The sequence below is a fragment of the Pseudomonas sp. FBCC-B35 genome (genome assembly GCF_059133755.1).
On sequence record NZ_CP101439.1, the window covers coordinates 3,493,713 to 3,514,897 of the forward strand.

16 protein-coding genes and 1 pseudogene are annotated in these 21,185 nt (G+C 62.7%); 9 read left to right on the forward strand and 8 right to left on the reverse strand.

The annotated features are described in order from the left end of the window. Positions 1–21 precede the first annotated feature (21 nt). Positions 22–621: an FMN-dependent NADH-azoreductase gene (locus tag NMB38_RS15855; protein ID WP_494354835.1), complete on the reverse strand. Its 600-nt coding sequence runs from the start codon at positions 619–621 to the stop codon at positions 22–24. Positions 622–724: 103 nt separating this feature from the next. Continuing rightward, positions 725–1,039 carry a hypothetical protein gene (locus NMB38_RS15860; RefSeq protein WP_027915808.1) on the reverse strand — a complete coding sequence of 105 codons (315 nt, stop codon included), beginning with the start codon at positions 1,037–1,039 and terminating at the stop codon, positions 725–727. Between the two features lie 48 nt (positions 1,040–1,087). On the opposite strand from NMB38_RS15860, the gene NMB38_RS15865 reads away from it, so the two are divergent. The 4 genes and pseudogenes from NMB38_RS15865 to NMB38_RS15880 all read left to right on the forward strand — a co-directional run. After that, positions 1,088–2,011, forward strand: a complete 924-nt coding sequence (locus tag NMB38_RS15865) for a LysR family transcriptional regulator (RefSeq protein ID WP_027915807.1) — start codon at positions 1,088–1,090, stop codon at positions 2,009–2,011. A gap of 238 nt (positions 2,012–2,249) precedes the next feature. After that, positions 2,250–2,807: a peptidylprolyl isomerase gene (locus NMB38_RS15870; RefSeq protein ID WP_027915806.1), complete on the forward strand. Its 558-nt coding sequence runs from the start codon at positions 2,250–2,252 to the stop codon at positions 2,805–2,807. A gap of 61 nt (positions 2,808–2,868) precedes the next feature. Further along, on the forward strand, positions 2,869–4,701 hold the full coding sequence (locus NMB38_RS15875; RefSeq protein ID WP_125922395.1) for an ABC transporter ATP-binding protein: 1,833 nt from the start codon (positions 2,869–2,871) through the stop codon (positions 4,699–4,701). 467 nt (positions 4,702–5,168) lie between these two features. Next, positions 5,169–5,621 (forward strand): annotated as a pseudogene (locus tag NMB38_RS15880) (REP-associated tyrosine transposase); the annotation flags it as partial. On the opposite strand, the gene NMB38_RS15885 reads toward NMB38_RS15880, so the two are convergent. Beyond that, positions 5,620–6,756, reverse strand: coding sequence for a GNAT family N-acetyltransferase (locus NMB38_RS15885; protein ID WP_049695598.1), 1,137 nt, complete (start codon positions 6,754–6,756; stop codon positions 5,620–5,622). The pseudogene NMB38_RS15880 and the gene NMB38_RS15885 overlap by 2 nt on opposite strands. Before the next feature lie 247 nt (positions 6,757–7,003). Between NMB38_RS15885 and NMB38_RS15890 the strand changes: the two genes are divergently transcribed. Further along, on the forward strand, positions 7,004–8,251 hold the full coding sequence (locus NMB38_RS15890; protein WP_027915803.1) for a putative porin: 1,248 nt from the start codon (positions 7,004–7,006) through the stop codon (positions 8,249–8,251). A 75-nt stretch (positions 8,252–8,326) separates the two neighbouring features. Here the strand turns inward: NMB38_RS15890 and NMB38_RS15895 are convergent, their stop codons facing one another. From NMB38_RS15895 to NMB38_RS15905, 3 genes are all read right to left on the reverse strand, one after another. Continuing rightward, positions 8,327–9,448, reverse strand: a complete 1,122-nt coding sequence (locus tag NMB38_RS15895; protein ID WP_059183708.1) for a beta-ketoacyl-ACP synthase III — start codon at positions 9,446–9,448, stop codon at positions 8,327–8,329. 231 nt (positions 9,449–9,679) lie between these two features. Further along, positions 9,680–13,585, reverse strand: coding sequence for an ATP-dependent RNA helicase HrpA (gene hrpA, locus NMB38_RS15900; RefSeq protein ID WP_494354836.1), 3,906 nt, complete (start codon positions 13,583–13,585; stop codon positions 9,680–9,682). Positions 13,586–13,976: 391 nt separating this feature from the next. Then, positions 13,977–14,837: a glycine betaine ABC transporter substrate-binding protein gene (locus NMB38_RS15905; protein WP_027915800.1), complete on the reverse strand. Its 861-nt coding sequence runs from the start codon at positions 14,835–14,837 to the stop codon at positions 13,977–13,979. 196 nt (positions 14,838–15,033) lie between these two features. Between NMB38_RS15905 and NMB38_RS15910 the strand changes: the two genes are divergently transcribed. Beyond that, on the forward strand, positions 15,034–16,599 hold the full coding sequence (locus NMB38_RS15910) for a glycoside hydrolase family 17 protein (protein ID WP_027915799.1): 1,566 nt from the start codon (positions 15,034–15,036) through the stop codon (positions 16,597–16,599). A 47-nt stretch (positions 16,600–16,646) separates the two neighbouring features. Here NMB38_RS15910 and NMB38_RS15915 read toward each other — a convergent pair whose 3' ends face one another. Next, the gene (locus NMB38_RS15915) at positions 16,647–17,000 is read right to left on the reverse strand and encodes a hypothetical protein (protein WP_027915798.1); all 354 of its coding nucleotides are present in this window, start codon (positions 16,998–17,000) and stop codon (positions 16,647–16,649) included. 186 nt (positions 17,001–17,186) lie between these two features. Between NMB38_RS15915 and NMB38_RS15920 the strand changes: the two genes are divergently transcribed. Beyond that, positions 17,187–18,485: a serine/threonine protein kinase gene (locus NMB38_RS15920; protein WP_027915797.1), complete on the forward strand. Its 1,299-nt coding sequence runs from the start codon at positions 17,187–17,189 to the stop codon at positions 18,483–18,485. Then, the gene (locus NMB38_RS15925; RefSeq protein WP_027915796.1) at positions 18,478–19,305 is read left to right on the forward strand and encodes an MlaA family lipoprotein; all 828 of its coding nucleotides are present in this window, start codon (positions 18,478–18,480) and stop codon (positions 19,303–19,305) included. Before NMB38_RS15920 ends, NMB38_RS15925 begins: the two co-directional genes overlap by 8 nt. 42 nt (positions 19,306–19,347) lie before the next feature. Here NMB38_RS15925 and NMB38_RS15930 read toward each other — a convergent pair whose 3' ends face one another. Further along, positions 19,348–20,283 carry a lipid A biosynthesis lauroyl acyltransferase gene (locus NMB38_RS15930; protein ID WP_027915795.1) on the reverse strand — a complete coding sequence of 312 codons (936 nt, stop codon included), beginning with the start codon at positions 20,281–20,283 and terminating at the stop codon, positions 19,348–19,350. Positions 20,284–20,394: 111 nt separating this feature from the next. On the opposite strand from NMB38_RS15930, the gene minC reads away from it, so the two are divergent. Beyond that, positions 20,395–21,153, forward strand: a complete 759-nt coding sequence (gene minC, locus NMB38_RS15935; protein WP_027915794.1) for a septum site-determining protein MinC — start codon at positions 20,395–20,397, stop codon at positions 21,151–21,153. Positions 21,154–21,185 lie beyond the last annotated feature (32 nt).

A 21,185-nucleotide genomic window follows, 5' to 3' on the forward strand; every position in this document is an offset into this window, starting at 1 on the left:
CCGGGGTGAGATTCGCTGCAGTCAGGCTACCGAAGCCAGGGTTGCCCTGGCCTGGTTCAGGCCCTTTTCATGGAAATCCCCGCTCATGTTCAGGCCCTCGGCATGAATGAATGTCACGTCGTGAATGCCAATGAAGCCCAGCACCTGCCGCAGGTAGGGCTCCTGGTGGTCGCTACCAGCCCCTGCATGGATGCCGCCGCGCGCTGTCAGTACGATGGCGCGCTTGCCATTCAACAGGCCCTGAGGGCCGGTGGGCGTGTACTTGAAGGTGATCCCGGCGCGCAGCACATGGTCCAGCCAGGCCTTGAGGGTGCTGGGTATGGTGAAGTTATACATGGGCGCCGCCAGCACCAGCACATCGGCTGCCAGCAATTCGTCGGTCAGCTGGTTGGAGCGCTCCAGGGCTTGGAGCTGTGTTGCACTGCGCTGGTCTTGCGGGTTCATCCAGCCGCCGAGCAGGTCGGCGTCCGGGTGCGGCACCGGGTTGGCCGCCACGTCACGCACGGTAATCTGGTCGGTCGGGTGAGCGGCACGCCACTGGGCGGTGAAGTCCCGGGTCAATTGGCGGGAAATCGAATCCTGCTGGCGTGCACTGCTTTCGACGATCAGAACGTGGGACATGACGGCCTCCATTGGGCTGGGATAAATGCGATGGAGGAAGGTTAGCGCTTGACCTATCGATGAAAAAGCGTAAATAGTCGGTACGATTTATCGATTAATTAGTTTATTCAGCCGCGCAGTTCACGGTGACGCGCAGCTTGATGATCTGACGGGTGAACTTGGCGGTGACGTCGGCGCGTTTGCCGGCCGGCACATTTATCCGGCGCACCCGCGGGGCTTCAGGACCGTTGCGAAAGGTCACCTTGCAGGCGGCGGGCACCTGGCCGTAGTTCTCCAAGGTAATGGCGCCCAGGTCATAGGCCGTGTCGTAGGCAGTGGCGTCGACCTTTACCCCGTCCATGTGTTTTTCCATGTCGATGGGATAGGCAAAAGCGGTCACCGGCAGGCATAGCAACAATGCCGCACAATAGTTCTTCATGGGCGTTCTCCTTGTGTAGAGCGCAGCTTAGGCCAACAGGAGCAGGACATGAAAGCGCCGCGCGTGACGCTGGATCAATGGCGGACCTTGCAAGCTGTAGTCGATCACGGCGGCTTTGCCCAGGCTGCCGAGGTGCTGCACCGATCACAGTCATCGGTCAGTTATACCGTGGCGCGCATGCAGGAACAGTTGGGTGTGCCGTTGCTGCGCATCGACGGCCGCAAGGCGGTGCTGACCGAGGCAGGCAGCGTGCTGCTGCGCCGCTCGCGGCATCTGGTCAAGCAGGCCAGCCAATTGGAAGACCTGGCGCACCACATGGAACAGGGTTGGGAAGCCGAGGTGCGCCTTGTAGTCGATGCGGCCTACCCCAGCGCGCGCTTGGTACGTGCCCTGGCCGCCTTCATGCCGCAAAGCCGCGGCTGTCGCGTGCGCCTGCGCGAGGAGGTGCTGTCCGGGGTCGAGGAGGTGATGCTCGAAGGCATCGCCGATCTTGCCATCAGCAGCTACAGCATTGGCGGCTACCTAGGCGCGGAGTTGAGCGCGGTGGAGTTCGTGGCCGTGGCTCATCCAGACCACAGCCTGCACCGGCTGGGACGCGAGTTGACGTTCCAGGACCTTGAAAGCCAATTGCAGGTGGTGATTCGAGATTCGGGCCGCGCTCAGCCACGCGATGTGGGCTGGCTTGGCGCCGAACAGCGCTGGACGGTCGGCAGCCTGGGTACGGCTGCCACCTTCGTCAGCAGCGGGCTGGGCTTTGCGTGGTTGCCGCGGCATATGATCGAGCGCGAGCTGCGTGACGGTGTGCTCAAACCGCTGCCGCTGGACCAGGGCGGTAGCCGCCATCCGCTGTTCTATCTTTACGCGAGCAAGGAGAAGTCCTTGGGCCCGGCCACGCAGATCCTGATCGACCTGCTGCGCAACTTTGACACGGCGCCGTTGGATGTGCCCTTCGCAGCCCCGGCCCAGGCGTGAGGGTGATGGCCAGGGCCGGCTGCGAACGCCGGCACCGGCTGGCTGTCTGAGCGGGGTGCAACACCTTGCGACCAGGCCCTGACACACGTTCAAACGCTGCGCTTGTGCTCGGCCCGCAACCAGCACTGGCAGACGTCGAAGATTCACGGCACGCTATTGCCCTTGTTCATTGCGATGTATCCACCGTACCGGCGGCCCTCGAAAGCCGCCGCCTCCACTTTGAAGGACCTTTGCGCCCATGCTGAAAAAACTGCTGCTTACCGCCTGTTCCGTCGCGTTCGCCACCAGTGTCATGGCTTCCGACAAGACACCGCACGTTGTGCTGGACACCAGCTTCGGCCAGGTGGAAATCGAGCTCAATGCAGAGAAGGCACCTGTCAGCACCAAGAACTTCCTGCAGTACGTGGACAGCGGCTTCTACAACAACACCCTCTTCCACCGGGTAATTCCGGGCTTCATGGTGCAAGGCGGCGGTTTCACTGAACAGATGGTGCAAAAGGGCACCAAGGACCCGATCCCCAACGAAGCCAGCAATGGCCTGCAAAACACCCGCGGCACCCTGGCCATGGCCCGCACCTCGAACCCGAACTCGGCCACCAGCCAGTTCTTCATCAACGTGGCCGACAACGATTTCCTCAACCCAGGCCGGGACGCGGGTTATGCCGTGTTCGGCAAGGTAACCAAGGGCATGGAAGTGGTCGACCAGATCGTCAATTCGCCCACCACCGTCAAGAAAGGCATGCGTGACGTGCCTGCCGACCCGGTGTTCATCAAGTCGGCTAAACGCATCGATTGATCACGGGTCTCACAGGGACGTGACCCGATTACCGGTCGGTTGAACAGGAGTTTCAACGCTGATGCTGTACCGTCGTTTCGAGCAACTGATCGACATCTTCCGCGACGCCCCCAGTGAAGCGCCGCCCAGCGGCGTATGGGCGTTCTATATCTATTATCTGCGCCAGGTATGGCCGAGCTTTCTGGCCTTGCTGGTGGTTGGGCTGATCGCTTCGTTGATCGAAGTGGCCATGTTCAGCTTCCTGAGCCGCATCATCGACCTGGCCCAGGGCGCGCCCAACGCCCGTATTTTCAGCGAGCACAGCGCCGAGTTGATCTGGATGCTGGTGGTGGTGCTGTTGCTGCGTCCGTTGTTCTTCGGGTTGCATGACCTGCTGGTACACCAGGCCATCAACCCGGGCATGACCAGCATGATCCGCTGGCAGAACCACAGCTACGTGCTCAAACAGAGCCTGAACTTCTTCCAGAGCGACTTCGCCGGGCGCATCGCCCAGCGCATCATGCAGACCGGCAACTCGCTGCGCGACTCGGCGGTGCAGGCGGTGGATGCGTTATGGCATGTGCTGATCTATGCCATCACGTCGCTGGTGTTGTTTGCCGAGGCTGATTGGCGGTTGATGTTGCCCTTGGTGATCTGGATCGTGTGTTTCATTGCTGCCTTGGCGTATTTCGTGCCACGCGTCAAAGCGCGCTCGGTGGTGTCGTCCGAGGCCCGCTCCAAGTTGATGGGCCGCATCGTCGATGGCTATACCAACATTGCCACGCTCAAGCTCTTCGCCCATACCGATCACGAACAGCAGTACGCCCGCGAGGCCATCAGCGAGCAGACCGAGAAAACCCAGTTGGCTTCGCGGGTGATCACCAGCATGGACGTGGTCATCACAACGTTGAACGGCTTGCTGGTCGTCGGCACTACCGGGCTCGCCCTGTGGCTGTGGAGCCAGTCGCTGATCACGGTGGGGGCCATTGCCTTGGCGACGGGTTTGGTCATCCGCATCGTGAACATGTCGGGGTGGATCATGTGGGTGGTCAACGGCATTTTCGAGAACATTGGCATGGTGCAGGATGGCCTGCAGACCATCGCCCAGCCCGTCACCGTCACCGACCGCCCTGCTGCCCCGGCCTTGAAGGTCACCCAGGGCGCCGTGCGGTTCGAGAACGTGCGCTTTCATTATGGGGAGGCGAGGAATGTGATCGAGGGGCTGAACTTGGCGATCAGGCCCGGGGAAAAGATCGGGTTGATTGGGCCGTCGGGTGCCGGGAAATCGACCCTGGTGAATTTGCTGTTGCGTCTGTACGACGTGCAGGGTGGGCAGATTCTGATCGATGACCAGGACATTGCGCAGGTGAGCCAGGCAAGCCTGCGTGCGCAGATCGGCATGATTACCCAGGACACATCGTTGCTGCACCGTTCGATCCGCGAGAACCTGCTGTACGGCCGTCCGGATGCGACTGACGCCCAGTTGCAGGAAGCGGTGCGCCGCGCCCGCGCCGATGAGTTCATCCCTCACTTGTCGGACGCCCAGGGCCGTACCGGCCTAGATGCGCATGTGGGTGAGCGTGGGGTGAAATTGTCCGGCGGCCAGCGCCAGCGCATCGCGATTGCCCGGGTGCTGCTGAAGAACGCGCCGATTCTGATCATGGATGAGGCCACATCGGCGCTGGATTCGGAGGTGGAAGCGGCGATTCAGGAGAGCCTGGAAACGCTGATGCAGGGCAAGACCGTGATCGCCATCGCCCACCGGCTTTCCACCATTGCCCGCATGGACCGGCTGGTAGTGCTGGACAAAGGTCGCATCGTGGAAGTGGGCAGCCATGCCGAGTTGCTGGAGCAGCGGGGGTTGTATGCGCGGCTTTGGCAGCATCAGACAGGTGGGTTTGTGGGGGTTGATTAGGTGAGGCCCCGGCTTTGAGGTTTCAGGCTTGAGGAGGGAGATGAAACCTCGCGCCTGCTCAAAACCCAGGGCCGCTGCGCGGCCCATCGCGGCCGGTCCCACCCCTGATAGCGCTGGCCTTCGGGTGTCATGAAGGTGAGCAATTCTTCAAAGAGCAACTGCTTGCGCCGACTTGGAAGCTAGCAAACTTCCGGGTAGGAGCGGCCTTGCCGGGGCGCCGGACCGGCCGCGATGGGCCGCAAAGCGGCCCCACTCTGATAGTGCTGGCCTTCAGGTGTCATGTAGCTGAGCAACTCTTCAAAGAGCAACTGCCTGCGCCGACTTAGAAGCTAGCGAACTTCCGGGTAGGAGCGGCCTTGCGCCGCGATGGGCCGCAAAGCGGCCCCAAGTCATAAGCTGTAAAACTGTCTCACTCTGCCCACTTCAATGGCCAGCTACCCTTGAAATGACTACGCAAGGGGGTAGCCATGATAGGCCGAGGTTCTCATCGCTTACGTCTGGGCAGGTTCTCCGAACCTGGGCGTTTATACCTGCTGACCACCGTCACCCGAAACCGTACCCCACTCTTCAAACACTTGTGCTACGCCAGGGCCGTGATCCAACAATTGCGACTCACCGCTACGCACCGTCAGTGTCAAAGCCTCGCCTGGGTACTGATGCCCGATCACCTGCACTGGCTAATCACGCTCGGCCACTGCAGCCTCGGCGAACTGATGCGTGAGTTCAAATCACGCAGCAGTTGCGCGCTTTACAGGCAAGGCGCCGAGCACCAGCGGATCTGGCAGCCTGGCTTCCATGACCGCGCCCTGCGCCGTGACGAACAAATGCGCAGCCTCGCTCGCTACATCATTGCCAACCCGATCCGCGCTGGCCTGGTAACGCGAGTGAGCGATTACCCACACTGGGACTGTGTCTGGCTCAATGCCCCTCGTTCCGGCGATAAGGCAACATCTCCCGTGCCTGCGCAGCATACGCCATCACCCCTTCACGCTCCTGGAGCAGAAAATCGGCCACCGCCGTACGCAACCCGGGATGCAGCAGGTAATGCCACGACCGGGTGATCACCGGCTCGAACCCGCGGATCAGCTTGTGCTCACCCTGGGCGCCAGCATCGAAACGTTGCAGCCCATGGGCAATGGCGAAGTCCATACCTTGGTAGAAGCACGTCTCGAAATGCAGGCGATCGAATTCGGCCAGGCAGCCCCAGTAACGGCCAAAGAAGCTGTCGCCACCTACCAGGCTCAGTGCCATTGCCACGTCTCGCCCGGCCTGGCGGGCCATTACCACGCGCAGGGCGTGGGGCATGCGCTCGGCCAGCAGGCTAAAGAACTCGCGGGTCAGGTAAGGCGCCCGGCCGCGCACGGCGTAGGTGTTGGCGTAGCACAGGTAGACGAAATCCCATTGGGCTTCGTCCAGTTCGTCACCGCGATACCAGCGAAAATCGATGCCCTGCCCCGCCACCTGCTCACGCTCCTTGCGCATCTGCTTGCGCTTGCGCGAACTGAGGGTGTCGAGAAAATCCTGAAAATCGCGATAGCCGCGGTTCTGCCAGTGAAACTGGCAACCCAGGCGCTCCATCCAGCCCGGCAGACGCGCCATCTGTACATCCAACGCAGGCTCGGTGAAGTTGATGTGGGCGCCGGACAGGGCGGCTTTGCTCAGGTACTCGGGCAAGGCTTGCAGTAACAAGTGCCCGGCTGCCGGATCGGCCGTCAGCAAGCGCGGGCCACTGACCGGGCTGAACGGCACGGCCCCCAGCCATTTGGGATAGTACGCGATGCCCGCCCGTTCGCAGGCGTCCGCCCAACCATGATCGAACACGTACTCACCGTACGAATGCCACTTGCGGTAACCCGGCAGCAGCGCTTGCACCTTGCCCTCATGCTCAAGCACCAGGTGTTCGGCCGCCCATCCGGTGGTGCGCGCGACACTGCCACTGTCTTCCATCGCACTGAGAAAGGCATGGCTGAGAAACGGCTGGCCCGCAGGGACCAAGGCGTCCCAGGTGGCGGCTGGCATATCACGTAAATGAGCAAGGCTATACAGACTGGTCACAGGGTCGGCTCGCGGCATCAAGGCCCCCAGTATTACCAAGCCGGGCGCCGGACTCAAATGACGATCGCCTGGCGGCCTTCACTTCACAACAGTGCCACTATTCCGACATTAATCTGTCACTCGCCCCCGCAATACTTGCGCCTGTTTTCCGGAACCACAGAACCTGTCTATTCAGGCCCTTTCGGAGACGTGCCAACACAGGGGCGGGCGCTCGGCGTCCCCCATCTTATTCAGTAGGGAGAACCGTATGCGTCTTGTTTCTACACTTACCGGAGCAAGCCTGACCGGCATGGTGCTGGCCATGAGCACCACTCCGGCCAGTGCGGCCGTTGACGCCAAGCTGCTCGAAATGCTCCGCGCCAATGGCTCGATCAATCAGGCGCAATACAGCGAGCTGCAGGCTGACCTGGCCCAGGAAACCAAGGAAAAGGCCGCTCAGAAAGCCCAGTCCGAGCGCATGAGTTCGTTCGAGCAGAAAGTAGCCTGGGCAGCGAAGACTCAGATCAAAGGCGACGTGCGCCTGCGGTATGAAGACGTCAACGTGGACAACCCGATTTCCCGCAGTGGCAACCAGGACCGGGAACGTGTGCGTGCCCGCGTCGGTTTCTACAGCGAAATCAACCCGCAAGTAGACGCCGGGGTACGGGTAGCCACCGGCAGCAGCGCCGATGCACGTTCGACCAACCAGAGCCTGGACAACTACTTCGAGAAGAAATCGCTGTGGGTCGACCTGGCCTACCTCGACTGGCACCCCACTGCCGTGCCGAACCTGCACCTGATCGGCGGCAAGATGATGCAGCCCTGGGTGAGCATGGGCGACATCATCTGGGACAGCGACATCAACCCTGAAGGCGTAGCCGCCACCTACAAGACCAACCTGGGCCCTGCCGAAGTGTTCGGCAGCATTGGCCACTACAACCTCAAGGACAACGTCGACGGCGACGGCGTGCAGTTCAAGCACGATGCACAGCTCTACGCCGCGCAGCTTGGGACCAAGTTCAACGCAGCCGATACCGTCAAGGTCACGGTGGGCGGCAGCGTGTACGGCTACGACAACGACAAGTCATCTGCGGCCCTGCGCTCGCTGGGCAACACCACCGACGAATTCAACCTGGTCGAAGGTTTTGGCCAGGTGGACTTCACCGGCTTCGCCATCCCGCTGTCGGCCTATGGCCAATTCGTGAAGAACACCGAGAGCACCGATGGTCAGGACAAGGCCTGGCTGGCGGGTCTGAAGAGCAAGATCGGGGCATGGAGCCTGGACTACAACTACCGCGACGTGCAGCGCAATGGCGTCGTGAGCCTGTTCACAGACTCGGACTTCGGCAACGGCTTCACCGGTTCGCGCGGCCACAAGTTCAAGGTTGGCTACGAGATCGACAAGAACTTCGCACTCGGTGCGGCCTACATGATGGCCAAAACCGACTACTCCAACCTGCCCAACAGCAACGCCGATGTGGATACGCTGCAGGTGGACCTGGAAGCCAAGTTCTAAGCATCGCCAAGCTGCAAACGGCCGCCCCCATCCGGCCGTTTGCGCGTTTATGCGGGCATCGCCCGCCTTGCCGGCTTAGCGTTTGCGCAAGATCACGCTGCCAATCGAATACCCCGCCCCGAACGAGCTAAGCACCCCCAACGCACCTTGCGGCAAGTCATCTTGATACAAGTGGAAGGCAATGACCGACCCTGCCGAACTGGTGTTGGCGTAGCGGTCCAGGATCACCGGTGCTTCCTGTTCACTCACTTCGCGCCCCAGCAGCTTCTTGACGATCAGGTGGTTCATGCTGAGGTTGGCCTGGTGCAGCCAGAAGCGCGCCACGTCGCTGGGCTGAAGGCCGTTTTCCTGCAAATGCTCGCCTACCAGCTCCGCCACTTTCGGGCACACCTCGCGGAACACCTTGCGGCCTTCCTGGATGAACAGCTTGTCTGCGGCGCCCTCGCCCTCCTCCGCTGCGCGGTTGAGGAAACCGAAGTTGTTGCGGATGTTGTTGGAAAACTCCGTCCACAGCTTGCTGCTGACCACGTCGAACTGGTGCACCGATGTGGCTCGATCGGCGCGTTCGAGCAGCACCGCAGTCGCCGCATCGCCAAAGATGAAGTGGCTGTCACGGTCGCGGAAGTTAAGGTGGCCGGTGCACACTTCGGGGTTGACCATGAGCACGGCCCGCGCCTGCCCCAGCGCCACGCTGTTGGCGGCGGTCTGGATGCCGAAGGTGGCTGACGAACAGGCCACGTTCATGTCGAACGCAAACCCCTGGATGCCCAGCGCCTGCTGCACTTCGATGGCAATGGCCGGGTACGGGCGCTGCAAGTTGGAGCAGGCGACGATGACCCCGTCCACATCGGCCGCGCTGCGGCCAGCGCGCTCCAGCGCCTGACGTGCCGCTGCCACGGCCATTTCGCACAGCACGGAGGGTTCGTCGTTGGCGCGCTCTGGCAGGCGCGGTTTCATGCGCTGCGGGTCGAGGATGCCGGCCTTGTCCATGACGAAGCGGCTCTTGATACCGGAGGCCTTTTCGATGAACGCCGCATCGGACAGCGGTGCGGCTTCGACCTCGCCACGCTCGATGGCCTGGGCGTTGTCCTGATTGAATTGCTGCGACCAGGTGTTGAAGGACGCTACCAGTTCTTCGTTGGAGATGCTCTGGGCCGGGGTGTACAGGCCGGTGCCGCTGATCACGACATTATGCACGGTCGTTCCTCTGTTCGTGGGCCATCGCCACCCGGCGCTGGCTGGAAATACACTGGATTAGTGGCACTTTAGTACTAACTTCACGACGAGGGCCAAGCCCTCGTTTGACAGTAGCCCGTCTCACTTAAGCCATCACCCCGCGAACGGTGAATGGACAAGCGAAGCAGGGCTGCCCGCACTGGGCCGCCAAGCGGCCTGAAATTGTCTCAATAGTGCCACAACTGTGTGAGTTTAGCCTTCCACCAGGCTCCACTGCTTGCTCAATCGCTTGTCTGAAATCGGCACTTTTGTGCCCAACTGCTGGGCGAACAGCGACACGCGGTATTCTTCCAGCCACCAGCGGTACAGGGCCAGTTGCTCGTCGCGCTTGCCTTCCTGAGCATGTTTGTCGGCACGGGCCTTGTACTGCGCCCACAGATTGGCCAGTTCGCCACTCCATACCCGGTCCTTCTGCACCTGAGAACCCAACTTCTCCAGGCGCAGCTCGATGGCCCTGAGGTAGCGTGGCAGTTCCTTGAACCATACCGCCGGCGTTTCGCGCACAAAGCCGGGGTACACAAGGTTGCCCAACTGCTGCTTGATATCGTTCAGGGCCACGGCCTGGCTCAGGTCGATCTTGCCCTTGAAGCGTTTCTGCAACCCGTGCCACAGCTTCAGCACCTCGAGGGTTTGCCGCGCCAGGCGCTCGGCATGTTCGGCCCAGCTGCCCCGCTTGCGTTCGGCCAGCGCCGCCAGCGCGGCACCTTCACGGGGCAATACCGGCTCACCGTCGAGGATGCAACTGTCCAGGCTTGCCAGCAGAATGTCCTCGACCAGCGCGTCGACCCGGCCCATGTCGCGGTACAACAGCCCCAGTTCAGTCAGGCCAGGCAGTTTGCCACGCAGGAACTTGGCCGGCTCGGCCAGCTGTTGCAACAGCAGGCGCTGCAAGGCGCGGCGGTGCTGGAAGTCGGCCTCGGCCTGGGTCGAGAAGCGGCCTTCACGCACCGTGCCGTTATCCTCGACCAGTGCCGGGTAAACCGTCATCGACAGCCCTGCGATCTTTTGCTGCGCCGTGGGCTTCACTTCGCTGAAGGCCTTGGCCTGCACCGGCTGCTCGCTCTTGGCATCGCCTGGCACCGCCAGGGCTGCCTGGCTGGCAGCGGCGAACCGCGCCGTAAGCTCAGCCAGGTCACGCCCTTCACCCAGGAACTTGCCCTGCCCGTCGACCACCTCGATGTTCATGCGCAGGTGACCTTCAACCAGGCTGACCGACTCGTCCCAGGCGTCATCGGGCACGCGCGCACCGGTCATGCGCAGCAGTTCATGGCCCAAGGCCTGGGGCAACGCGCCTTGGCCAAACGTCATGCGGGCCAAGGCGGCCTTGACGAAGTCCGGCACCGGCACGAAGTTCTTGCGCAGGGCCTTGGGCAAGTTGCGAATCAGCGCCACGCACTTGGCCTCGAGCAGGCCCGGCACCAGCCACTCCAGGCGCTCGCCCGGCAGGCTCGGCAACAGGGGTGCCGGCACCCGCACGGTCACGCCGTCACGGGGGTGATTGGGCTCGAAGTGGTAGGTCAACGGCAAGCGCAGTTGGCCGACCTGCAAGCTGTCGGGGTACTGCGCGGCGGTCACCTCACTGGCCTCGCGCGCCAGCACGTCTTCCTCGCGCATGATCAGCAGGTTGGGATCTTTCTGGCTGCCCATGCGGTACCAGCTGTCGAAGGTGGCCGTCTGGTGGATCTCGGCCGGCAGACGCGCTTCGTAGAAGGCATAGAGCGTTTCTTCGTCGGCCAGAATATCGCGACGGCGGGCCTTGGCCTCGAGGGCGTCGAGCGTTTCGAGCAGGCGCTTGTTGGCCGCCAGGCACTTGGCCCGCGACTGGATCTCACCGCCCACCAGGGCTTCACGAATGAACAGCTCGCGGGAGGTGGCCGGGTCGATGGGGCCAAAGTGTACCGGCCTGCGGCCGACCAGGATCAACCCATACAGGGTGATCTGCTCATAGGCCACGACCTGTCCGCGCTTCTTCTCCCAATGGGGCTCGAAGTGGTTCTTCTTGATCAGATGGCCGGCCAGCGGCTCGATCCAGTCCGGCTCGATGCGCGCGACCACGCGGGCATAAAGCTTGGTGGTTTCCACCAGTTCGGCCGCCATGACCCACTGCGGACGCTTGCGCCCGATACCCGATGACGGGTGCACCCAGAACCTGCGCTGCCGCGCGCCTTGGTAGTCACCGTCTTCGGTCTTGTGGCCTATCTGGCTGAGCAGGCCGCTGAGTACGGCTTTGTGCAGCTTGGGGTAGTCGCACGGTTCCTTGTTGACCGTCAGTTGCAGCTCGCGGCAGATCAGCGCCAGCTGGCGATGGGCGTCGCGCCACTCGCGCAGGCGCAGGTAATTGAGGAACTGCTTGCGGCACCAGTTGCGCAAGGGGTTGGCCGTCAGCGCCTGGCGCTGCTCCTCGAAGCCCCGCCACAGGTTGACCAGTGCGGCGAAGTCCGAATCCACGTCCTTCCATTGTGCGTGGGCCTGGTCGGCGGCCTGCTGGCGCTCAGGGGGGCGTTCGCGTGGGTCCTGCACCGACAGGGCGCTGGTGACGATCAGCACTTCCTGCAGGCTGCCCAGGCGCGCGCCTTCGAGCAGCATACGGCCCAGGCGCGGGTCGATGGGCAGCCGCGCCAGCTGACGCCCGACCGGCGTCAGTTGGTTTTCACGGTTGACCGCCGAGAGCTCTTGCAGCAGGTTGAAACCGTCGCTGATCGCCTTGCCGTCTGGCGGCTCGATGAAGGGAAACGCGTCGATGGCGCCCAGGCGCAGGTGCAGCATCTGCAGGATGACGGCCGCCAGGTTGGTGCGCAGGATCTCGGGGTCGGTGAAAGCCGGCCGGCTGTTGAAGTCTTCTTCGCTGTACAGGCGCACGCAGATACCCGGCTCCACCCGTCCACAACGGCCCTTGCGCTGGTTGGCGCTGGCCTGGGACACGGCTTCGATGGGCAGGCGCTGCACCTTGGCGCGGTAGCTGTAGCGGCTGATGCGGGCCGTACCGGTATCGATCACATAACGGATGCCGGGCACCGTCAGCGATGTTTCGGCCACGTTAGTGGCCAGCACCACACGCCGCCCGGCATGGGGCTGGAAGATCCGTTGCTGCTCGGCTGGCGACAGGCGCGCGTACAGGGGCAGGATTTCGGTATGGCGCAGCTGCGCCTTGCGCAGAATCTCGGCGGCGTCGCGGATTTCGCGCTCACCGGGCAGGAAGATCAGCACATCCCCCGGGCCCTTGCCCTGGCCGCGCTCGTGCTGGGCCAGTTCGTCGAGGGTGGCGAGGATAGCCTGGTCGACGGTGAGGTCGTCCTCGATCGGGTTGCCCTCCTCGTCCTGTTCGCTGGTCAGCGGGCGGTACCAGGTTTCCACCGGGAAGGTACGGCCGGACACCTCGATGATGGGCGCGTTGTCGAAATGCTTGGAGAACCGCTCCAGGTCGATGGTGGCCGAGGTGATGATGAGCTTGAGTTCGGGCCGCCGGTGCAGGAGGGTTTTGAGGTAGCCGAGCAGGAAGTCGATGTTCAGGCTGCGTTCGTGGGCTTCGTCGACGATGATGGTGTCGTAGCGTTCCAGGAAGCGGTCGTGCTGGGTTTCGGCCAGCAGGATGCCGTCGGTCATGAGTTTGACCAGTGTGTTGGCACCGCTCTGGTCTTCGAAGCGCACCTGGTACCCCACCAGGCCGCCCAACGGCGTGCCCAACTCCTCGGCCACCCGGGCAGCGACACTGCGCGCGGCGATCCGGCGTGGCTGGGTGTGGGCGATCAGGCCATGGCTGCCACGGCCCAGTTCCAGGCAGATCTTGGGCAGCTGGGTGGTCTTGCCCGAGCCGGTTTCGCCAGCGATGACCAGCACCTGGTGTTCGGCCAGGGCCTTTTTGATCTCGTCGCGCTTGGCGGCGATGGGCAGGCTGTCGTCGTAGCGCACCAATGGCACGCTCTGCTGGCGGGCGGTGACCTGGGCGCAGGACGCCTGCACCCGCTCAGCCCACTGCGCCAGCTTCGCCTCGTCGGGGCGCTTGCGCAGTTCGTGCAACTGGCGCCGCAGGCGGTGGCGGTCGGCGATCATGGCGTGGTCGAGGTTTTGCAGCAGTTTGTCGATGGCGTGGTCAGTCATTGGGCTTTTCGGTGATGCAGGTGGGCCTGCGGTGTGATCGGCATTCGAAAGAGGTGTGATTGTCGCAGATTTGGTTAGTGCGTGCTGGGGGTGCTTGAGCGGTTGGGCTAGCGGGTCGGTGTGAGGGTTCAGTTTCTCTCGGCGGGGGTGTAGCTGGGGGGTGCAGGGATGATGGACGGTGATGTGGGTGAGAGCAGGCGATGTGCGACTGGCTGAGGTCGCCTGGGCCGATTTGCGCCCATCGCGGCCGATCCGCGCCCCGCCAAGGCTGCTCCACGGAGCACTGGACAGCCTCGTAACGCAGCGCAATGGGGTCGTTCCCACGCCAACGAAACCGCTCGAACGCTTGAGGCTCGAACGGCTTCATTTCAGGGCATCAGCGCACAGCGTTCTACTTGCCCGTCCAGTCCTTCACGCGCTCAGGGTGCTTGGCCACCCAGTCCTTGGCAGCCGCTTCGGGCTTGGCGCCTTCCTGGATAGCCAGCATCACCTCGCCGATCTCATCCTTGGACTGCCAGCTGAACTTCTTCAGGAACTCGGCCACTTCCGGGGCCTTGGTGGCCAGCTCCTTGCTGCCGATGCTATTGACGGTTTCAGCAGCGCCATACACGCCTTTGGGGTCCTCGAGGAACTTGAGTTTCCATTTGGCGAACATCCAGTGCGGTACCCATCCGGTCACGGCGATGGATTGCTGCTTGGCGTAGGCACGGCCCAGCTCGGCGGTCATTGCAGCACCGGAACTTGCCTGCAGCTTGTAGCCGGTCAGGTCGTAGTCCTTGATCGCCTGATCGGTCTTGATCATTACACCCGAGCCAGCATCGATGCCGACGATTTTCTGCTTGAACGAGGAATCGGTCTTCAGGTCAGCGATGCTCACCGCCTTGACGTACTCAGGCACGATCAGGCCAATCTTGGCATCCTTGAAGTTCGCGCCGTAGTCGACCACGTTGTCCTTGTTCTTGGTCCAGTACTCACCGTGGGTCACCGGCAGCCATGCCGACAGCATGGCATCGAGCTTACCGGTGGCCACGCCCTGCCACATGATGCCCGTGGCCACGGCTTGCAGCTTCACATCGTAGCCAAGCTTCTGCTTGATCACCTCGGCGGCCACGTTGGTGGTCGCCACACTGTCTGCCCACCCATCCACGTAACCAATGCTGACTTCTTTGGCCATGGCCTGTGCGCCGCTCAAGGCCAGTGCCAGGGCGGTACCTACGCCCAGGAAACGACGCATTTTTGTTGAAGTAGCCATCAAAGCATTCCCTCGTCAGGTCTCGGAGATTCCATCATCTGCCTGCAACCAAGCCAGACCTGATCCAAGTACGACGCCCAGGCGCTCATACGCGACAGCACTGTGCCATTAGCGGCAGCGGCATGAACCTGCCTGCGCGATCCTTGCATGCCAAAGGTTTGGCGCCGGGCTACTATTGACCCTTTTGCCCCCGATGATGGACCGCCCGATGCCCAGTTCCACCCGCCTGCTGACACTTCTGTACACCCTTGCTTGCCTGATCGGTCTGCTCGGGCTCGGCGTGCTCTGGCACGGGCTGGGCAGACCGGTGCACCTGCCCGACGCCGCCAATGCCACGCACAAGCTGCAGTGCGCATCCTATACCCCGTTCGACAAGGACCAGTCGCCCTACGATCAACCCATGCAACTGCGCCCGGCGCGCATGGATGCCGACTTGGCCCTGCTCGCTGAGCGATTCCAGTGCATCCGCACCTATTCGATGAGCGGTCTTGAGGCTATCCCAGCGCTGGCGCGCAAGCATGGACTGAAGGTGATGCTCGGGGCCTGGGTCAATGCTCACCCGGCCGACACCGACCGGGAAGTCGCGCTGCTGATCGCCGCCGCCAATGCCAACCCCGATGTGGTCCGCGCCGTCATCGTGGGTAACGAGACCTTGCTGCGCAAGGAAGTCACCGGCAAACGACTGGCCGAGTTGATCGCGCGGGTCAAGCGCCAGGTAAGCGTGCCGGTCACCTACGCCGATGTGTGGGAGTTCTGGTTGCAGCACCCCGAGATCGCGCCTGAAGTAGACTTTCTCACCATTCACTTGCTGCCGTATTGGGAAGACGAGCCACGGGGCATCGACGATGCGTTGGCCCATGTCGCCGACATACGCCGACAATTCGGCCAGCGCTTCGCGCCCAAGGACATCCTGATCGGTGAAACCGGCTGGCCCAGCGAAGGCAGGCAGCGTGAAACCGCCCTGCCCAGCCGGGTCAACGAAGCGCGCTTCATTCGCGGCTTCGTCGCCATGGCCGAGCACAACGGCTGGCGCTACAACCTGATCGAAGCCTTCGACCAGCCCTGGAAACGCGCCAACGAAGGTGCCGTGGGCGGGTATTGGGGCCTCTACGATGCCGACCGGCAGGACAAGGGCATCCTTGAAGGGCCCGTCAGCAACTTGCCCGACTGGCCCACATGGTGGCTGGCATGCGCGGCGCTGGCGGGGCTGATGCTGTGCATGGCCGGGCGGCCACGCACACGCCGTGGCGCGTGGGCCATGCCAATACTGGCCATGTTCGGTGCGGCGTGCCTGGGCCTGTGGGGCGAGCTGATGCGCAGCCACGCCCGTTTCGCCCCCGAATGGATGTGGGCAGGGCTGTTGGCGGGGTTGAACGTGCTGGTACTGGCCCGGGCACTGCTGCACCTGTCCCAGCCGCAAGGCGTGCGCGGGCGCTGGTCTGCCTGGCTGCAAAGGCGAGCTGGCGGGTTGCTGCTGCTGGGCGGCTTTGCTGCCGCCGTAAGCACGTTGGCGATGGTGTTCGACCCCCGCTACCGCAGTTTCCCCAGTGCCGCGCTGGCCTTGCCAGCCCTGGTGTTCATCCTGTGGCCCGTGCCAGTGCGGCGACGGGAGGCCACCTTTCTGGCAAGTATCATCGGGCTTGGCATACTGCCCCAGCTACTCATCGAGGGGATGAACAGCGGGCAGGCGTGGCGCTGGGCAGCAGTGAGCGCGCTGATGACCGCCGCCCTGTGGCGCAGCCAGAGACTCGGCCGCGCCTGATACCTCTATTTGTCAGCGTCACGGAGCGCCCCCTGGCGGGCGCACGTTTACCTGACCAGGCGCAACCCCGCCAGGACCAATGCGAATACGGCGATGCTCGCGGTATACAGCACCAATGCTGGCACTGCGAACAGCAGGGCAATGCCGGCCAGCCATGTACCGGTCCGCCCCTGTAGCAGCCAGCCAAGCGCTGCCAGGGCCAGCCCGGTCCAGGCCAGGACCTGGTGGTGAATGCCCAACCCCAGCACTGCCCGCATCTTGCACTGCCAATAGGCGGCTGGCTCCGTGCACAACCCCACCCACTGGCCGTCCTCCATCAGTCCATAGCGCACGCCGTAGCTGGCAGCGAGCCAGAGCCCGACGAACATCAGCAGTAGTGCGCCAGGCAGCCTGCGACTCATTGACTTTTCCCACTTGATTGATCAAAAAATCAATGATCGCTTACATCACGGTCTAAGGCAAAATACCTGCCTGCAACACGGTTCAGATAACTGGCACACCAAAGGCCATCACGCCCGGCAACTTTGCCACGGCCCATGTGGTCTTAGCTTGCACACGCGCTACCTTGCGTTCTTTTGGGGGATTACATGCTTCGTTCTTTGCGCCTCGCTGCCGTTCTCGGCAGCCTGCTCATGGCTGTGGCCGCTTCTGCGCGGGATATCGATGCCGCGAGCTATGGCTACCCCCTGACCAACCCGTTCGAGGCGACCATCGCCACGACGCCGCCGGACCAGCGCCCGATGCTGCCCAGCGATGACGAGATCGACCAGTCCGACTACAGCCTCACCTTGCGCCCGGAGCGTGAATTCACGCTGCCGGACAACTTCTGGGCGGTCAAGAAACTCAAGTACCGCATGGCCCAGCAGGACCACGCTGCCCCCTTGATCTTCATCATTGCCGGCACCGGTGCGTCCTACAGCAGCAGCATCAACGAATACCTGAAAAAGCTGTACTACAAGGCCGGCTTCCACGTGGTGCAGCTGTCCTCGCCCACCAGCTACGATTTCATCAGCGCCGCGTCTCGCTTCGCCACGCCCGGCATCAGCCAGGATGACGCCGAGGACATGTACCGGGTGATGCAATCGGTCCGCGCCCAGCACCCTCGCCTGCCGGTGACCGAGTTCTACCTGACCGGCTACAGCCTGGGCGCGCTCGATGCGGCCTTCGTCAGCCACCTGGACGAAACCCGGCGCAGCTTCAACTTCAAGCGTGTGCTGCTGCTCAACCCACCCGTGAACCTCTACACCTCGATCAACAACCTGGACAAGCTGGTGCAGACCCAAGTCAAGGGGATCGACCGCAGCACCACGTTCTATGAGCTGATGCTGGAAAAACTCACGCGCTACTTCCAGGAAAAGGGGTTCATCGACCTCAACGAAGCGCTCTTGTACGACTTCCAGCAGTCGCGCCAGCACCTGTCCAACGAGCAGATGGCCATGCTCATCGGCACCTCGTTCCGCTTCTCGGCCGCCGATATCGCCTTCACCTCCGACCTGATCAACCGCCGCGGCCTGATCATCCCGCCGAAGGTCAAGATCACCGAAGGCACGAGCCTGACGCCCTACTTCAAGCGTGCCTTGCAGTGCGATTTCGACTGTTACATGAGCGAACAGGTAATCCCGATGTGGCGTGCCCGCACTGGCGGGGGCACCATCCTGGAGCTGACCAACCAGGTCAGCCTGTACGCCCTGGCCGATTACCTGCAAAACAGCCCCAAGATCGCCGTGATGCACAATGCCGACGATGTCATTCTCGGCCCTGGCGATATCGGGTTCCTGCGCAAGGTGTTCGGTGATCGCCTGACCCTTTATCCCCATGGTGGCCATTGCGGCAACATCAACTACCGCGTCAACAGTGACGCCATGCTGGAGTTCTTCCGTGGTTAACAAACTGCTCTTTGCCACGGCCCTGCTTGCCGCAGGCCATACCCTGGCCGCCGAGACCGCTCCCCGAGCCAGCGTCATCGAGGCTGATCCGCAGGTGATCGGTACCGCCCCGCTGGCACCGGAAGCCGATGGCTTCCTCGACCCGCTGCGCGAGTTGAAATTCAACCCGGGCCTGGACCAGCGTGAGTTCGAGCGCTCGACCCTCGAAGCGCTGAACGTCTACGACCCGCTCGAGTCGATGAACCGCCGCATCTATCACTTCAACTACCGCCTGGACCAATGGGTGCTGCTGCCGCTGGTCAATGGCTACCAGTACGTCACCCCGCGTTTTCTGCGCAGTGGCGTGACCAACTTCTTCAACAACCTGGGGGACGTGCCCAACCTGTTCAACAGCGTGCTGCAGCTCAAGGCCAAACGCTCGGCCGAGATCACAGCGCGGCTGATGTTCAACACGATCATCGGGGTAGGCGGTTTGTGGGACCCGGCGACCAAGATGGGCCTGCCGCGCCAGAGCGAGGATTTCGGCCAGACCTTGGGCTTCTATGGCGTACCGGCAGGCCCGTACCTGATGCTGCCGCTGTTGGGCCCTTCGAACCTGCGCGACACCACCGGGCTGGTGGTGGATTATTCCGGCGAGCAGGCGATCAATTACCTGGACATGGCCAAAGTCAGCCGCGAGCACCCGGAGTTCTTCGGCCTGCGGGTCATCGACAAGCGCTACACCACCAACTTCCGCTACGGGCAGATGAACTCACCGTTCGAGTATGAAAAGGTGCGCTACGTCTACACCCAGTCGCGCAAGCTGCAGATCGCCGAGTGAGCCGGCAGCGCCACTGCCATTACGGCAGCGGCGCACTCGCTTTCAACGCCCTTTCTTTTCGTACAGCCTTGGGGCCCCGTCCGGTCGGGACTTGAACCGGCGGTGTGCCCACAAGTACTGCTCGGGGCATTCGCGCAGTACCTGCTCGACCCATTGATTGATTCGCAGGCAATCAGCCTCTTCGCTCTCACCGGGGAAATCGCTCAGTGGGGGATGAATCACCAACCGATAACCGCTGCCGTCTTCGAGTCGCTTCTGCGTGAAGGGAATGACCTGGGCGCGGCCCAGGCGCGCAAACTTGGTGGTGGCCGTGACCGTGGCTGCCGGGATCCCGAACAAGGGCACGAACAGGCTTTGCTTGGCGCCGTAGTCCTGGTCGGGTGCGTACCAGATTGCGCGGCCGGCCCGCAGCAGCTTGAGCATGCCCCTGACATCCTCGCGTTCGACGGCCAGTGAGTCCAGGTTGTGCCGTTCGCGTCCGCTGCGCTGGATGAAATCGAACAGGGCATTGCCATGTTCGCGGTACATGCCATCGATGGTGTGACGCTGGCCGAGCAAGGCCGCACCGATTTCCAGGGTAGTGAAGTGCACCGCCATCAGGATTGCGCCCTGCCCCGCCTGCTGGGCGGCCTGCAAGTGCTCAAGCCCCTCGACATGGGCCAGGCGCGCCAACCGCGTCTTGGGCCACCACCAGCTCATGGCCATTTCGAAGAAGGCGATGCCGGTCGAGGCAAAATTGGCTTTGAGCAGCCGTTGCCGTTCGTCCGCCGACAGCTCGGGGAAGCACAGTTCCAGGTTGCGCGCGGCGATACGCCTGCGTTCACCGGCAAAGCGGTACATGATCGCGCCTAACGCCGCACCCAGCTTGAGCAATGCCCGGTACGGCAACTGCACCACCAGCCACAGCAGCCCCAGGCCCAGCCACAGGCCCCAGAACTTGGGATGAAGGAAATAGGGACGAAAACGCGGGCGATCCATTGAAGCTTCCAGCAAGACATGGGCCGCGCATTCTACAACGGATCGGCTCATGTTGCGGGCAACCGGTCTTATCGTTATAAGTCAGGGCACTTTTTCCGCAACAAGCCGTCTATGCAGACCATGAGCCCAAACCACACCCCCGACACCCCCTCCGTGTTCCAGCTCAAGGGCAGCATGCTTGCCATTACCGTTCTGGAACTGGCGCGCAACGACCTTGAAGCCCTCGATCGCCAGTTGGCGGCCAAAGTGGCGCAGGCGCCGAACTTCTTCAGTAACACGCCGTTGGTGCTGGCGCTGGACAAGCTGCCGGCCGGCGAAGGCGCGGTCGACTTGCCTGGTTTGATGCGGATTTGCCGCCACCATGGCCTGCGGACCCTGGCCATCCGCGCCAACCGCATCGAGGACATTGCCGCGGCCATCGCCATCGATCTGCCAGTGCTGCCCCCGTCCGGCGCCCGCGAGCGGCCACTGGAACCCGAGCCCGAGGCCAAGAAACCCGAGCCGGCCCCTGCCCCGCCACCGGTACTCGAACCTGAGGTGCGCCCCACGCGCATCATCACCGCTCCGGTACGTGGCGGCCAGCAGATCTATGCCCAAGGGGGGGACCTGGTGGTCACCGCCTCGGTCAGCCCGGGTGCGGAACTTCTTGCCGATGGCAACATCCATGTGTACGGCGCCATGCGTGGCCGTGCCCTGGCAGGTATCAAGGGCAATACCAAGGCGCGTATCTTCTGCCAGCAGATGACCGCCGAAATGGTCTCCATTGCCGGCCAGTACAAAGTGTGCGAAGACTTGCGCCGCGATCCTTTGTGGGGGGCGGGCGTACAAGTCAGCCTGTCTGGCGACGTGTTGAACATCACCCGTCTTTAACGGATACTTGCCAGCATTTTTAGAGCAACTTT

Excerpts from the sequence above, each read along its gene's own strand:
- NMB38_RS15855 (WP_494354835.1), bottom strand. The coding sequence starts at position 621 with ATGTCCCACGTTCTGATCGTCGAAAGCAGTGCACGCCAGCAGGATTCG.
- NMB38_RS15860 (WP_027915808.1), bottom strand. The coding sequence starts at position 1,039 with ATGAAGAACTATTGTGCGGCATTGTTGCTATGCCTGCCGGTGACCGCT.
- NMB38_RS15865 (WP_027915807.1), top strand. The coding sequence starts at position 1,088 with ATGAAAGCGCCGCGCGTGACGCTGGATCAATGGCGGACCTTGCAAGCT.
- NMB38_RS15870 (WP_027915806.1), top strand. The coding sequence starts at position 2,250 with ATGCTGAAAAAACTGCTGCTTACCGCCTGTTCCGTCGCGTTCGCCACC.
- NMB38_RS15875 (WP_125922395.1), top strand. The coding sequence starts at position 2,869 with ATGCTGTACCGTCGTTTCGAGCAACTGATCGACATCTTCCGCGACGCC.
- NMB38_RS15890 (WP_027915803.1), top strand. The coding sequence starts at position 7,004 with ATGCGTCTTGTTTCTACACTTACCGGAGCAAGCCTGACCGGCATGGTG.
- hrpA (WP_494354836.1), bottom strand. The coding sequence starts at position 13,585 with ATGACTGACCACGCCATCGACAAACTGCTGCAAAACCTCGACCACGCC.
- NMB38_RS15905 (WP_027915800.1), bottom strand. The coding sequence starts at position 14,837 with ATGGCTACTTCAACAAAAATGCGTCGTTTCCTGGGCGTAGGTACCGCC.
- NMB38_RS15910 (WP_027915799.1), top strand. The coding sequence starts at position 15,034 with ATGGACCGCCCGATGCCCAGTTCCACCCGCCTGCTGACACTTCTGTAC.
- NMB38_RS15915 (WP_027915798.1), bottom strand. The coding sequence starts at position 17,000 with ATGAGTCGCAGGCTGCCTGGCGCACTACTGCTGATGTTCGTCGGGCTC.
- NMB38_RS15920 (WP_027915797.1), top strand. The coding sequence starts at position 17,187 with ATGCTTCGTTCTTTGCGCCTCGCTGCCGTTCTCGGCAGCCTGCTCATG.
- NMB38_RS15930 (WP_027915795.1), bottom strand. The coding sequence starts at position 20,283 with ATGGATCGCCCGCGTTTTCGTCCCTATTTCCTTCATCCCAAGTTCTGG.
- minC (WP_027915794.1), top strand. The coding sequence starts at position 20,395 with ATGCAGACCATGAGCCCAAACCACACCCCCGACACCCCCTCCGTGTTC.